The 14,384-nt window shown below is 73.5% G+C and carries 10 protein-coding genes and 2 pseudogenes; 9 read left to right on the plus strand and 3 right to left on the minus strand.

From position 1 onward, the window contains the following. Positions 1 to 115: 115 nt before the first annotated feature. The 3 genes and pseudogenes from cyc2 (at position 116) to LN251_RS24260 (ending at position 5,057) form a co-directional block, all read left to right on the plus strand. Positions 116 to 2,305 carry a germacradienol/geosmin synthase Cyc2 gene (gene cyc2, locus LN251_RS24250; RefSeq protein WP_458246219.1) on the plus strand — a complete coding sequence of 730 codons (2,190 nt, stop codon included), beginning with the start codon at positions 116 to 118 and terminating at the stop codon, positions 2,303 to 2,305. Between the two features lie 124 nt (positions 2,306 to 2,429). Then, positions 2,430 to 4,305 (plus strand): annotated as a pseudogene (gene phsA, locus LN251_RS24255) (O-aminophenol oxidase PhsA). Positions 4,306 to 4,472: 167 nt separating this feature from the next. Beyond that, the gene (locus LN251_RS24260; RefSeq protein ID WP_458246220.1) at positions 4,473 to 5,057 is read left to right on the plus strand and encodes a PDZ domain-containing protein; all 585 of its coding nucleotides are present in this window, start codon (positions 4,473 to 4,475) and stop codon (positions 5,055 to 5,057) included. Here the strand turns inward: LN251_RS24260 and LN251_RS24265 are convergent. Continuing rightward, positions 5,050 to 5,352 (minus strand): annotated as a pseudogene (locus LN251_RS24265) (phosphodiesterase); the annotation flags it as partial. The gene LN251_RS24260 and the pseudogene LN251_RS24265 overlap by 8 nt on opposite strands. Before the next feature lie 191 nt (positions 5,353 to 5,543). On the opposite strand from LN251_RS24265, the gene LN251_RS24270 reads away from it, so the two are divergent. From LN251_RS24270 to LN251_RS24280, 3 genes are all read left to right on the plus strand, one after another. Next, on the plus strand, positions 5,544 to 6,188 hold the full coding sequence (locus LN251_RS24270) for a LysE family translocator (protein WP_458246221.1): 645 nt from the start codon (positions 5,544 to 5,546) through the stop codon (positions 6,186 to 6,188). Positions 6,189 to 6,305: 117 nt separating this feature from the next. Beyond that, a complete protein-coding gene (locus LN251_RS24275; RefSeq protein ID WP_458246222.1) occupies positions 6,306 to 7,433 on the plus strand; it encodes a M24 family metallopeptidase in 1,128 nt (375 codons plus the stop codon). Positions 7,434 to 7,479: 46 nt separating this feature from the next. Further along, on the plus strand, positions 7,480 to 8,421 hold the full coding sequence (locus tag LN251_RS24280) for an aminoglycoside phosphotransferase family protein (protein ID WP_458246223.1): 942 nt from the start codon (positions 7,480 to 7,482) through the stop codon (positions 8,419 to 8,421). Between the two features lie 42 nt (positions 8,422 to 8,463). Here the strand turns inward: LN251_RS24280 and treZ are convergent, their stop codons facing one another. Next, positions 8,464 to 10,209, minus strand: a complete 1,746-nt coding sequence (gene treZ, locus LN251_RS24285; RefSeq protein WP_458246224.1) for a malto-oligosyltrehalose trehalohydrolase — start codon at positions 10,207 to 10,209, stop codon at positions 8,464 to 8,466. A gap of 173 nt (positions 10,210 to 10,382) precedes the next feature. On the opposite strand from treZ, the gene LN251_RS24290 reads away from it, so the two are divergent. From LN251_RS24290 to LN251_RS24300, 3 genes are all read left to right on the plus strand, one after another. Then, positions 10,383 to 10,934: an FHA domain-containing protein gene (locus LN251_RS24290; protein ID WP_458246225.1), complete on the plus strand. Its 552-nt coding sequence runs from the start codon at positions 10,383 to 10,385 to the stop codon at positions 10,932 to 10,934. Between the two features lie 160 nt (positions 10,935 to 11,094). Then, entirely contained in the window at positions 11,095 to 12,459 is a 1,365-nt protein-coding gene (locus tag LN251_RS24295) for a M14 family zinc carboxypeptidase (protein ID WP_458246226.1), read from the plus strand. Beyond that, the gene (locus LN251_RS24300) at positions 12,456 to 12,872 is read left to right on the plus strand and encodes an SSI family serine proteinase inhibitor (RefSeq protein WP_458246227.1); all 417 of its coding nucleotides are present in this window, start codon (positions 12,456 to 12,458) and stop codon (positions 12,870 to 12,872) included. Before LN251_RS24295 ends, LN251_RS24300 begins: the two co-directional genes overlap by 4 nt. Before the next feature lie 168 nt (positions 12,873 to 13,040). Here LN251_RS24300 and LN251_RS24305 read toward each other — a convergent pair whose 3' ends face one another. Further along, the gene (locus tag LN251_RS24305; RefSeq protein ID WP_458246228.1) at positions 13,041 to 14,291 is read right to left on the minus strand and encodes a M14 family zinc carboxypeptidase; all 1,251 of its coding nucleotides are present in this window, start codon (positions 14,289 to 14,291) and stop codon (positions 13,041 to 13,043) included. Positions 14,292 to 14,384 lie beyond the last annotated feature (93 nt).

A 14,384-nucleotide genomic window follows, 5' to 3' on the forward strand; every position in this document is an offset into this window, starting at 1 on the left:
AGCGTGAACGCCCCAAGAGGCCGCGGACGCTCCCGGATCCGCCCCGGTTCACGCGATGGTGTGATCACGTCCCGCCCCGCGGATGCCGCCGCGGGGCCACGGGTAGGGCCCGGCCATGACGCAGCAGCCCTTCGAACTCCCGCACTTCTACATGCCGTATCCCGCGCGGCTGAACCCGCACGTCGACGAGGCACGCGCCCACTCGACCCGCTGGGCCCGCGAGATGGGCATGCTGGAGGGGTCCGGGATCTGGGAGCAGTCGGACCTCGACGCGCACGACTACGGACTGCTCTGCGCCTACACCCATCCCGACTGCGACGGCCCCGCCCTGTCGCTGATCACCGACTGGTACGTGTGGGTCTTCTTCTTCGACGACCACTTCCTGGAGACCTTCAAACGCACCCAGGACCGGCCCGGCGGCAAGGCGTACCTGGACCGGCTCCCGCTCTTCATGCCCCTCGACCTCGCGACCGCCGTGCCCGAGCCGTGCAACCCCGTCGAGGCGGGACTCGCCGACCTGTGGGCGCGCACGGTGCCGTCGATGTCCGTCGACTGGCGCCGCCGCTTCGCCGTGGCCACCGAGCACCTGCTCAACGAGTCCCTGTGGGAACTGTCCAACATCAACGAGGGACGGATCGCCAACCCCGTCGAGTACATCGAGATGCGCCGCAAGGTGGGCGGCGCGCCCTGGTCGGCGGGGCTGGTGGAGTACGCGACGGCCGAAGTGCCCACGTGCGTCGCCGGATCGAGGCCGCTCAGGGTGCTGATGGAGACCTTCTCCGACGCCGTCCACCTGCGCAACGACCTCTTCTCCTACCAGCGCGAGGTCGAGGACGAGGGCGAGAACAGCAACGGCGTCCTCGTCCTGGAGACCTTCTTCGGCTGCACCACCCAGGAGGCCGCCGACACCGTCAACGACGTGCTGACCTCACGCCTGCACCAGTTCGAGCACACCGCGCTCACCGAGGTGCCCGCGCTCGCCCTGGACCGGGGTCTGACCGCCGCCGAGGTCGCGGCCGTCGCGAAGTACACGCAGGGCCTGCAGGACTGGCAGTCCGGCGGCCACGAGTGGCACCTGCGCTCCAGTCGCTACATGAACGCCCGCGCGCGTGCCACCGACCGCTGGCACGGTCCGGCCGGCCCCGGCACCTCCGCGGCCGACGTCGGCGCGCTCCTCGCGTCGGCGGGCGCCATGGGGGCACCGCCCACGCCCTTCAGGCAGTGGGGGAGGCTGCGCGCGTACACGCACGTGCCCTACCAGAAGGTCGGCCCCTCGCTGCTGCCCGACTTCCGCATGCCCTTCCAGGTGGAGCTGAGCCCGCACCTCCAGGGCGCCCGAACCCGGCTCGCGGACTGGACGCGCACCATGGGCATCCTCCACGAGGGCGTCTGGGACGAGGACAAGCTGGCCGCCTACGACCTGCCGCTCTGCTCGGCCGGCCTCGACCCCGACGCGACACCCGAAGCCCTCGACCTCAGCGCCGCGTGGCTCGCCTGGGGCACCTACGGCGACGACTACTACCCGCTCGTCTTCGGCCACCGGCGTGACCTGGCCGCCGCCCGCCTCACCACACGGCGCCTGTCGGAGTGCATGCCCCTGGACGGCGCGCAGGCCCTCGTCCCGGTCAATGCCATGGAACGCGGCCTGACCGACCTGTGGGCGCGTACGACGGCGCCGATGACCCCGGACCAGAGGCGCATCCTCAAGGACGCCGTGGACGTGATGACCGAGAGCTGGGTGTGGGAGCTGTCCAACCAGCTGCAGAACCGTATCCCCGACCCGGTCGACTACCTGGAGATGCGCCGCGCCACCTTCGGCGCGGACCTGACCATGAGCCTGTGCCGGACGGGACACGGCCCCGCCGTCCCGCCCGAGGTCTACCGCAGCGGCCCGGTCCGCTCCCTGGAGAACGCCGCCGTCGACTACGCCTGCCTGGTCAACGACGTCTTCTCGTACCAGAAGGAGATCGAGTACGAGGGCGAGATCCACAACGCGATCCTGGTGGTCCAGAACTTCTTCGGCGTCGACTACCCGGCCGCCCTGCGCGTCGTCCACGACCTGATGACCCGGCGCATGGAGCAGTTCGAGCACGTCGCGGCGAACGAACTCCCCGTCGTGTACGACGACTTCGATCTCTCCGACGAGGCGCGGGAGATCATGCGGGGCTATGTGACGGACCTGCAGCACTGGCTGTCGGGCATCCTCAACTGGCACCGCGAGGTCGACCGCTACAAGCCCGACTACCTGGCCCGCCGCACCCACGGCTTCCTGCCGGACCCGCGGTCCGCCGTACCCGCCCACTGAACCATCGGGGATTTCCGGCCAATCGGCGCGGAACGGGGCATTCCTGGAACTTCACCGGTGTGTCGTGAGTCAAGTGAGGTGAGAGAACAGAACAGGACCACAGAACACACGGGGGTGTTCGACCTTGACCGACATCATCGAGAGGATCGCCGGCGACGGCACGGGGGACGCGGCACCGGCTCCGGACGAACTGGTGCCGTACGTTGCGCCGTTGCCGGTCCCGCCCGTCCTGCGGCCCGGCACCGGCGACGTGCTGCGCGAGACCGAGATCGCGGTGCGCCCCACCTGGGTCCGCCTGCACCCGCAGCTTCCGCCGACCCTGATGTGGGGCTACGACGGACACGTGCCGGGGCCGACCATCGAGGTCCGGCGCGGACAGCGGGTGCGTGTCGCGTGGACCAACCGGATTCCCCAGGGCAGCGAGTACCCGGTCACCTCGGTGGAGGTGCCCGCCCGGGCGCCCGGCACCGCGCCGCCCAGCACCGAGCCGGGCCGCGACGGAGCGGAGCCGAACAAGGACGTCGCCGCCCTGCCCGCGTGGACGGTGACGCACCTGCACGGAGCGCAGACGGGCGGCGGCAACGACGGCTGGGCCGACAACGCCGTCGGGTCCGGCGACGCCCAGCTGTCGGAGTACCCGAACGACCACCAGGCGGTGCAGTGGTGGTACCACGACCACGCCATGAACATCACCCGGTGGAACGTGCACACGGGCCTGTACGGCACCTACCTCGTCCGGGACGACGAGGAGGACACCCTGCAACTCCCCTCCGGGGAGCGGGAGATACCGCTGCTGCTCGCCGACCGCAATCTCGACACCGACGAGGACGGCCGGCTCAACGGCCGGCTGCTGCACAAGACGGTGATCGTCCAGCAGCGGAACCCGGAGACGGGCAAGCCGGTCTCCATCCCGTTCACCGGCCCGTACACGACGGTCAACGGCCGCATCTGGCCGTACGCCGACGTGGACCCGGCCTGGTACCGCTTCCGGCTGGTCAACGCGTCCAACGCGCGCATCTACGAGCTCGCCCTGGTCGACGAGGACGGCGACCCGGTGCCGGGCGTCGTCCACCAGATCGGCAGCGACGGCGGACTGCTGCCCCGCCCCGTGCCGGTCGACTTCGACGGTGCGCTGCCGACGCTGACGGTGGCGCCGGCCGAGCGCTTCGACCTGCTCGTCGACTTCCGCGGCCCTCGCCGGGAGGACGCTGCGGCTGGTCAACAAGGGACGCAACCGGCCGCCGGGCGTGCCCGACCCGGCGGGCGACGTGCGCTACCCGGCGGTGATGGAGTTCCGCGTCGGGGAGGACGACTGCCCGGACACCTTCGAACTGCCCGAGGTGCTGTCCGGTTCCTTCCGCCGCCTCACGCACGACATCCCGCACGGCCACCGCCTGGTCGTGCTGACCGTGCCCGGCACCAAGGGCTCCGGCGGGCACCCGGAGATCTGGGAGATGACCGAGGTCGACGACCCCGGCGACATCCAGGTCCCCTCGGAGGGCGTCATCCAGCTCACCGGCGCCGACGGCACGACGAAGACGTACCGCCGCATCTCCCGGACGTTCAACGACGGCCTCGGCTTCACCGTCGCCGAGGGCTCCTACGAGCAGTGGAGCTTCCTCAACCTCGCGCCGATCGTCCACCCGATGCACATCCACCTGGCCGACTTCCAGCTCATGGGCCGTGACGCCTGCGACGTCTCGGGCTTCGACCCGGCGGTGGGCGGCACGCGCACGCCGATCGCCTTCGACCCGGCGACCCGGATCCCGCTGGCGCCCAACGAATTCGGCCACAAGGACGTGTTCCGGGTGCCGGGCGGCCAGATCCTGCGCGTCATGGGGAGGTTCGACGGCGCGTACGGCCGGTTCATGTACCACTGCCACCTCCTCGAACACGAGGACATGGGCATGATGCGGCCCTTCGTCGTCATGCCCGAGGAGGCGATGAGGTTCGACCACGGCGGGGCCCACGGCGGCCACGGCGAGGGCCACACGGGCTGACGCCGCGCGTGCTCCACGGCCGCTCGCGCCGGCGCCCGGACCCTCGGACGCGGGCGTGAGCGGCCGCCCGCCGGACCGGCTTTCCGTCCCGGCCGGCGGGCAGTCTCACTCGTTCGTGGCTCGTCGCGCGCCGGGGCGCAGGGTAGGGCTCCAGCCGGAGGCGAGACATGGAACAGACTGCGTTGCGTCCCAAGCCGATGCCCGGCCGGGACCCCGGCGGCGGGGCCGCGCCCGGGCCGACCGCGCCTCGCCCGCATGCCGCCCCACGCCGGGCCCGGCGGCTCAGGACCGCGCTGTTCGCGCTGCTCACCGGGTCCCTCCTGGTGTTGTGCGGGGTCGGCCTGGGCGCCGTCGGCGTCACCGCGATCGGCACGGGCAGGCTTGCCGAACTGCAACGCCAGGTGCATCTCCCGGGCGGCCCGGCGGGCGCGGTCCACCGCGCTCCCTCACCGCGGCCCGCACCGGGCACCGCATCGCCGGCGGCCGCGGCGCCCACCCTCGGCGTGGAGGCCGTCGACGCCGAGAAGGCCGGCGCCCTGGTCGTCGGCGTCCATGTCCCCGGCCCCGGCTGCACGGCCGGCCTGGTCCGCGGCGACGTGCTCCTCGCCCTCGACCGGACCCGCATCGACTCGGCGGCCGACCTCGCCCGCGCCGTCGCCCACGCGCGCCCCGGCGCTCCGGTCACCCTGACGGTCCGTCACCGAAGCGGTGGATACCAGCAGCTGACCGCCGTGCCGGGCGTGGTCACGTGACCCCCCGGAAGTGCGCGGTCAGGCGCCCGGCGTGGTCCAGCACGTGAAAGGACGGCCCCACCGGAGCGTCCCGGTCGCCCGCCCCCTCGCCCTCCCACGGCAGCCGAACCGTCCACGTCACCCCGGGGCCGACGACCGGCGGCCGCCCGGCGAAGACGCTCGCGGCGCCCGTGTGCGCGTGGCCGGTGACCAGCCCCGCGATCTCCGGCCGCCGCTCCGGCAGTCCTGCCAGCCGGCCCGGATCGGCCGACCGGCAGGCGTCGGGCAGGGGATGGTGCAAGGCGGCCGGCGGGTGGTCGACGCGCTGCTGGTGACCGGGGACATCGCCGACCACGGGACGGAGGCGGAGTACGAGAAGGGGGGGTGCGAGCACGAGCACGGCCGTACGTCTCCCAGAGCATGGGCGGCTGACGGTTGGCGAGACGTTCGCCGTCAAGCGGGGAAAAGCGGTGGTCCCGGCCCGCGACCAGGGCCACGATGGCCACCATGCTGAGCACCCTCCTCGCCTTTCTCGGCGCGTGCACGCTCATCGCCGCCTCACCCGGGCCCAGCACGGTGCTGATCGTCAAACAGTCGCTCCGCAGCCGCCGCTCGGGCTTCCTGACCGTCCTCGGCAACGAGACCGGGGTGTTCACCTGGGGCGTCGTCGCCGCCCTCGGGCTGACCGCGCTGCTCACCGCCTCCGAGGTGGCCTACGGCGTGATGCGCTTCGCCGGCGCGTTCGTCCTGGTCGCCTTCGGCGTCCAGACGCTGCGGCGCGCCCGGCGCACCGGGGACGCGGAGGACACCGAGGACGCCGTGGACACCGCGGACGCCCGGCAGGGCGGCGGCGGGAGCGGCTGGGCCGCCTACCGCGGCGGACTGCTGCTCAACCTCGCCAACCCCAAGGCCGCCGTGTTCGCCCTGTCCTTCCTGCCGCAGTTCGTGCCCGAGGGCGCCCCGCACCTGCCGGCCATGATCGGCCTCGCCGCGCTCTGGGCGGTCTACGAGGTCGGCTACTACGGCCTGTACGTGTGGTGCGTGGGCCGCCTGCGCACCGTACTGTCCCGTGCCGGGGTGCGCAGGCGCCTGGAGCAGGTCTCCGGAGGCGTGCTGCTGCTCCTCGGCGTCCGGCTCGCCCTGGAGGGCTGACGCCGTGGACGACGAGGCCGCCGAAAGATCCGCGGACCGGTCGCGCGGCCCCCGGTGTGCGGGCAGGATGCTGCCCGTAGTCCCTTGTGGTCCCTTCACCCGACCAGGGAGGCCCGGATGACCGGCAGCACGCCCGCGCCCTTCACCGCCGACGACTACCGGGCCCGCATGGACCGCGCGGCGCGGGCGGCCGCCGACGCCGGGCTCGCCGGGCTCCTCGTGGCACCGGGACCGGACCTGGTGTGGCTGACCGGCTACGCGCCCCCCGCGGCCACCGAACGGCTCACCCTCCTGGTCCTCGCCCCCGGGCGCGCCCCCGTCCTGGTCGTCCCCACCCTGGAGGCCCCGGACGCGGCGAAGGCGGCCGGCGCCTCCGCCCTGAGCCTGCGGGACTGGACCGACGGCAAGGACCCCTACGCCGCCACCGCCGCCCTCCTCGACGTCGACGGGCGCTTCGGCATCAGCGACAACGCCTGGGCGATGCACCTGCTCGGCCTGCAGCGGGCGCTGCCCGGCACCACGTACGCCTCGCTCACCGACGCACTGCCGATGCTGCGGGCCGTCAAGGACGAGGCGGAACTCAAGCTGATGGCGGCCGCGGGCGCGGCCGCCGACGCGACGTTCGAGGAGATCCGGAAAGTCCCCTTCGCCGGCCGCCGGGAGTCCGACGTCGGCGCCGACCTCGCCGACCTGCTGCGCCGGTTCGGCCACTCCCAGGTCGACTTCACCATCGTCGCCTCGGGACCCAACGGCGCCAACCCGCACCACGAGGTCGGCGACCGCGTCATCGAGCACGGCGACATGGTCGTCCTCGACTTCGGCGGCCTGAAGGACGGGTACGGCTCCGACACCTCCCGCACCGTGCACGTCGGCGAGCCCACCGAGGAGGAGCGCCGGGTGCACGACCTCGTGCGCGAGGCCCAGGAGGCCGGCTTCCGGGCGGTCCGCCCCGGGGTCGCCTGCCAGGAGGTCGACCGGGCCGCCCGCGCGGTCATCGAGGACGCCGGGTACGGCGAGTACTTCATCCACCGCACCGGGCACGGCATCGGCGTCACCACGCACGAGCCGCCGTACATGATCGAGGGCGAACTCCAGCCCCTGGTGCCCGGCATGTGCTTCTCGGTGGAGCCCGGCGTCTACCTGCCGGACCGCTTCGGCGTGCGCATCGAGGACATCGTGACGGTCACCGAGAACGGCGGCCGCCGCCTCAACGACACCGACCGCGAGATGGTCATAGTGGACTGAGCGATCCATGAGCCCCCGTACACCCCCGAGTGACAACGGCGCGACCATGACCCAGGCACCGACACCCACCGCGGACACCGTCCGCCGACTGGTCAGTTCCCTGCTGAGGGACGGCACGGGCACCGCCGGGCCGGAGGTGCGGCCGGTCGCCGAGGGCGGCGGGCACTCCACCTGGTGGGTCGGCACCCGGCACGTCCTGCGCCTCGCCCCCGACCGGGACGCCGCGCTGCGCCAGCGCCGCGAACTGCGTCTGCGGGACGTCGTGCGCCCGCACCTCCCGCTCGCCGTGCCGACCAGCGTCGCGCACGGCGAGTGGGCGCCCGGGCTGACGTACACGCTCGACACCAAGGTGCCCGGCGGCACCGCGGAGGAGCACGACGTGTCGGCCGTCGGCGAGGCCGACCTCGCGGGACTGCTCACCGGACTGCGCGAGGTGCCCGCCCGGCAGGCCGAGGCGCTCGGCGTCCCGCGTACCGCCCCGCGCTCCCTGGAGGCGCTGCGCAGGGCCGCCGAGAAGGCCGCCGGACGGCTGGCCGCGGCCGACGAGTTCGACCGCGCGCGCCTGCGGCAGCTCACCTCGCCGGCCGCCGTCCAGCTCGCCGCGCAGCCCGGCACCGCGGTCCTCGTCCACCACGGCCTGCGGGGCGAGCACCTGGTCGTCAGCGCCGACGGCCGGGTCCGAGGCGTCCTCGACTGGACCGCCGCGGCGGTCGGCGACCCCGCGGAGGACATCGCCGGTCTCGCGGTCGCCGTCGGCTCCCCGGCGGCGGTCCGCGCCGCCACCCTCGCCGGCTACGGCGCCCGCCCTTGCTTGCGGGGCCTGTGGCTGGCCCGCTGCGACACGGTGATCCGCCTGGCCGACCGCCTCGACGCCGGTGACAAGGCCGCCCTGCCGCTCCTGCGGCTCCAGCTCCGCCACGCCTGGGAGGCCATCCTGCTGGAACGGGTGACGGAACCGCGGGACGCGGGTGCGGGCGAGGAGCCGTAGAGGCTCGGGGGTCCGGCTTCGCGAACCGGCCCGCTCCCGCCCTCAGCCCTGCAGCAGCACCACCGCGGACTCGCCCGGCACGTGCAGCACGCCGTCGGCGCCCGGGGGCTGCACCGGCTCCCACGCGGCCAGCACGCGCGCGTGGCGCGGTCCCAGGGGGATCGCCGCGGGGGCCTTGGCGAGGTTCACGGCCACGCGCACGTCACCGCGCCGGAAGGCCAGCCAGCGTTCCCGCTCGTCGTAGGCCACCTTGGTGTCGCCGAGGTCGGGGTCGGTGAGGTCGGCCTGTTCGTGCCTGAGGGCGATGAGGCGGCGGTACCAGGCGAGCACGCGCGCGTGCGGGTCGCGCTCCGGCTCGCTCCAGTCGAGGCAGGACCGGTCCCGGGTCGCCGGGTCCTGCGGGTCGGGCACGTCCTCCTCGGCCCAGCCGTGCGCCGCGAACTCCCGCCGCCTGCCCCGCCGTACGGCCTCCGCGAGCTCGGGATCGGTGTGGTCGGTGAAGAACTGCCAGGGGGTCCCCGCCGCCCATTCCTCGCCCATGAACAGCATGGGCGTGAAGGGGGCGGTGAGCGTGAGTGTGGCCGCGCAGGCCAGCAGGCCGGGGGAGAGCGTCGCCGACAGGCGGTCGCCCTGCGCGCGGTTGCCGACCTGGTCGTGGGTCTGGCTGTAGCCCAGCAGCCGGTGCGCCGCCACGCGCGTGCTGTCCAGGGGCCGCCCGTGGTGGCGGCCGCGGAAGCTGGAGTACGTGCCGTCGTGGAAGTAGCCGCGGGTGAGCGTCCTGGCGATCGCGGCCAGCGGAGCGCGCGCGAAGTCGGCGTAGTAGCCCTTCGACTCACCGGTCAGCGCGGTGTGCAGACAGTGGTGGAAGTCGTCGTTCCACTGCGCCTGCAGGCCGTACCCGCCCTCCTCACGGGGCGTGATGAGCCGCGGGTCGTTCAGGTCGGACTCCGCGATCAGGAAAAGCGGCCGTCCCAGGTCAGCGGACAGGGCGTCCACCGCCGCCGACAGCTCCTCCAGGAAGTGGCACGCGCGCGTGTCCGCCAGCGCGTGCACCGCGTCCAGGCGCAGGCCGTCCAGCCGGTAGTCCCGCAGCCACGCCAGCGCGCTCTGACGCAGGTAGTCGCGCACCTCGTCCGATCCCGGCGCGTCGAGGTTGACGGCGGAACCCCAGGGCGTGTGGTGCGTGTCCGTGAAGTACGGCCCGAACGCCGGCAGGTAGTTGCCCGACGGCCCCAGGTGGTTGTGCACGACGTCCAGGACCACCCCGAGGCCCAGTTCGTGCGCCCGGTCGACGAACCGTTTCAGCCCTTCCGGGCCGCCGTACGGCTCGTGCACGGCCCACAGCGACACGCCCTCGTAGCCCCAGCCGTGCGTCCCCGGGAAGGGGCACAGGGGCATCAACTCGACGTGTGTGATGCCGAGTTCGACGAGGTGCCCGAGGCGCTCGGCGGCCGCGTCCAGGGTGCCCTCGGAGGTGTACGTGCCCACGTGCAGCTCGTAGAGCACGGCACCCGGGAGCGGACGTCCGGCCCAGTCGGCGCGCCAGGCGTACCGGCCCTGGTCGACGACAGCGCTCAGCCCGTCCGGGCCGTCCGGCTGCCTGCGCGAGCGCGGGTCCGGCAGCACGGGGCCGTCGTCCAGCGCGAACCCGTACCGCGAGCCGTCCCGCGCCTCCGCCTCGCCGCGCCACCAGCCCTCCCGCTCCGGGTCGGGTTCCAGCGCGTACGTGGCGTCCTCGCACTGGAGCGTCACTCGGCCGGCCTGCGGTGCCCACACCTCGAACTGCACGGACGGTTCCCCTTCGTCTGCTCACCGTGATGTAGCCCGTCCATGGTGCTTCAAACGAGATCAATCCGCTTTCCAATGGCCTCTTTTCCGGCGGGTCTCGCTGCGCACGCACGCGTGGCGGCCGTTTTCTCGTTTTCTGGACACTCGGGGTTCACTGACCGACAATCACGAACGTGACGTCGTCCTTCGAGTTCAACACGTACCCCGCGCGGCTGTCGGACGCGGAGCGCGACCAGGCGCTGAAGGTGCTCCGTGACGGCGTCGCCATGGGACGGCTGTCGCACGACACGTTCATCCGCCGCATGGAACTGGCCCTCGCGGCCCGCCGCTCGGACGAGCTCGCCGTCCTCACCGCGGACCTGCCCCAGGAGAGCCGCGTCTCCCGTCTGGTGTTCGGCACCGTGGAGGCCGTCTCCGGCTTCACCGTACGGCTGCGCAGGGCCTGGCAGTCCGAGCGCCTGCCCAAGCTGCTGCTGCCGCACCCGGCGGGCGGCCATGCGCTGCGGATAGGCCGGGATCCGGCCAACGGACTGCGCCTGACGCACGAGACGGTCTCCCGCGTGCACGCCGAGCTCAGCCGCCAGGGCGGCATGTGGGTGCTGCGGGATCTGGGGTCCACCAACGGCACGACGGTCAACGGCCGGCGGGTCATCGGTGCCGCCGTCGTCCGCGAGGGCGACCAGGTCGGCTTCGGGCGGATGTCCTTCCGGCTCGCCGTCGACTGACGGACGACTGAGCCGAACCTTAGCTTTGGCCTGAGCATGACACGGCGTTGACCTGGTGTGATGGCTCAAATCCTCTTCCTCTCCATGGTGTTGACGTACCCCGCAACTCGTGACTGACTGTGCGTACGCCATGTACGTCAGGTGAACCGACGGCACCGCATTGTGGAGGTGTGCCCTGCCGCCCCTCCAGCGCTACCCGACCGTCGACGAACTCGGCGCCCGGGCGGCCGCACTCGTCGCCCGCCACGCGCGCACCGCACGGCTGCGCCGCGTGGGCACCTCGCGCGCGGGCACGCCCATGTGGCTGCTTTCCGTCGGTCACGGCAGCCGCCAGGCCCTCGTCGTCGCCGGCCCGCACGCCAACGAGCCCGTCGGCGGCGCCACGGTCCTGCGTCTCGCCGAACGCGCGCTCGCCGACCCCCGCTACACCGAGGGCGCCGACGCCACCTGGAACCTGCTCCTCTCCCTCGACCCCGATGGCTTGCGCCGCAACGAGGGCTGGCTGCGGGGCCCGTACACCCTCGGCCGCTACTTCCGGAACTTCTTCCGGCCCGGCTTCCACGAACAGCCCGAATGGCTGCCCGACGGCGCGGCGGGCGCCGCGCTGCCGGAGACCCGCACCCTGCTCCACCTCCAGGACGAGCTGCGGCCCTTCCTGCAGTGCTCGCTGCACGGCGTCGACGTCGGCGGCGGGTTCGTCGAGCTCACCCACGACCTGCCCGGCCTCGCCCAGCGCGTCGCCCACACCGCCGCCCGCCTGCGCGTCCCGCGCGAACTCGGCCCGTACGACACCCTGTACTGGCCGAACCTCGGCCCCGCCGTCTACCGGATCCCGCCGCCCCGGATCGGCGACCTGGCCGCCGCCATCACCGAGGCCGCCGTCGAGTCGACCTGGTACCACCCCTACCGGTACGGCACGGTGACCGCCATCGTCGAGGCGCCCATGTGGGGCGTGGCCGCCGTCGAGGACGGCTCCCCGCCCGCCGACGCGGCCGCCGTGCTGCGCACCGTCAGCCACACGCTCCGCCACGACACCCGGCTCTTGAAGCGGCTCCTGACAGAGGTCCGGCCGCATCTCGCGGACGTGCCGGACGCGGCCCGTCTGCTCGCTCCGGTGGACGACTATTTACTGGTCTGTCCCGGCCTCGCCGACGCGTGGGACCCCGACGTCGCCGACGGGGCGCGCCCGCTGCCGCCGATGAGCACCGCCCACCTGGCCGCCCTGCGCATCGCCGGACGGCGGCTCGCGCTGCGCACGGCCGGCCTGCTGCACCAGCTCGTCACGTCCGCCGGACGCGATCCGGCCGGCGTGCTGCCCGACCTGGACCGCCTGATCGACGAGTGGTGCGTCGACTACCGCGACGGCTGCGGCGCGCGCTGGATACCGGTCACGCGCCAGGTGGAGTACCAGTCCCGCGTGGTGCTCGACGCGTTCGAACTCGCCGTCGGACACGCGCCCGCGTGCTCCCGTTCGGGTGAGCCGGGGTGGGGTTCCCAGGCCGCCGTGCCGATGCATCTGGAATGACGATCAGCATCACAGCGAAAGCGGTACGGGGCGGTCTGCTGACGGCCGTCCTGCTCCTGGCCGGCGCGGCCCCGGCGCAGGCGGCGGCGCCCTACCCGTTCGCCGGCGACTACCTCTACCTCACGGTCACCAAGGGCGACACCCGCTCCAGCGACACGCGCGGCACCCTCCTGATGTGCGACCCGCCCCAGGGGCACACGCTCGCCGCCCAGGCGTGCGCGGAACTGGCCGCGGCGGGCGGCGACATCGCGGCACTTCCGCCGAAGGACGTGTTCTGCCCGATGGTCTACGCGCCGGTCAGCGTGCACGCGCGCGGGATGTGGGACGGCCGGCAGGTCGAGTACGCACGGACCTTCCCCAACGGGTGCGCGATGTCGGCGCGCACAGGCTCGGTGTTCGCACTCGACGGCTGAGGGCTGGGCGGCTGACGGCCTACGGCTGGCGGCTTACGGCTGAGGGCCCGTGGCTGGGCGGTTGGGCGGCCTACGGCTGGGCGGCTGGGCGCTTACGGCTCGGGGTGGCGGGTGGCGTCGGCGGCTGGGCGGGCGGGCGGCGCGCGCGTGGGTCTTCGGGCCCGGGGCTCAGGCGGTGCGGTCGCGCGCGTGGAGCGCCGCCGCCACGACCGTGCGGGCCTGGTGCTCGATCTGGTGCTCCAGCGGGACCCAGCGGGCACGGAAACGCTCCTCGAAGGCATCGCTCCACGTCGCCACGAGCCGCTCCATGCGCGGCGCCGCCCGGTCGTCGGTCTCCCGCAGGACCCTCAGCAGCATCGCCGCCGCCCGCAGGGGCAGCCGCCGCCCGAACGCGTCCACACTGCCGACGTACGCCATCGTGTCGTCGGCGGGCTGCGTGCGTCTCCAGTCCTCGGCCAGCCCCGGGACCAGGTCCAGCGCCCATCTCGCGGCCCGCAGCAGCGGCCCGTCGGCGCCCTCCAGGCGCGGCAGGGCGTCCGCGAGGACCCGTTCCACCTCCCGTCCGTCCCGCAGCAGCCGGCTCGCCAGCCGTCGTATCGCCTCGGCCGGCGCGGGATGCGGCGCCGGATCGTCCACCAGGTCGCTCGCCCACATCGGCACCTCCACCACCGCGGTCAGACCGCCGTAACGGTGGGTGCGGTACCAGGTGCTCCGCCGCGCGTCGTCCGGCATGCTCGGATACGCGGCGCCCGCCCCGGGCGAGGGCATCACATGCACGCCGGGCCCGGACGCCGCCCAGCCCGCCGCGTCCGAGGCGCCCGTCTCCACCGGGATGTGCAGCTCCGCCGCGGACTTGGCGAACGGCTCGGCGAGCCCCGGCACGTCCTTGGTCAGCTGCACCCAGGTGCCGCCCAGGTCCGTCCCGTGCAACGTCACCTGCAGATAGGGGCGCAGTTCGTCGACGACCCGGGTCAGCGTCCGCGTCTCGGGCGGCAACCGGTCCGGCGGCAGCACCGAGGGCGACCATTCCGGCTGCTCCTCGGCCGCCGGCCGGAAGAACCCGAGGTGGTAGTCGAACAGGCTGCGCGGCGCCGGGGTGACGTGCAGGCTCGCCCCGTCGGGGTCGGCGCACAGCAGGAAGTGCCAGGAGGTGTCGGCGCGCAACTCCCGCTCCCGCACCACCCTTTCTGCGAGGGCGAGCAGCGTGGGGCCGCCCGTGGGCTCGTTGGCGTGGGCGCCGGCGACGACCAGTACGGCACGCCGGGCCCGGCCCACGGACAGCAGGTGCAGGGGCCTGCCCGCGCGGGAGACACCCACCTGCCTCAGCACGCACAAGCTGGGTCGATGAGCGGCCAACGCTCCTGCGGACGAGATGAGTTGGGTCACCGTGGGGTAGCGCAGCACCGGCAGGAGACTCACCCCCGACACATCCGCCCGGCCTCGCAATCCGCAGTACCCCACGGTCTCCGGCACCTGTCAAGCCGGCACCCGGGGAGCCTCCAGGGGGCGCTC

Source organism: Streptomyces sp. MAI_2237 (genome assembly GCF_054189285.1).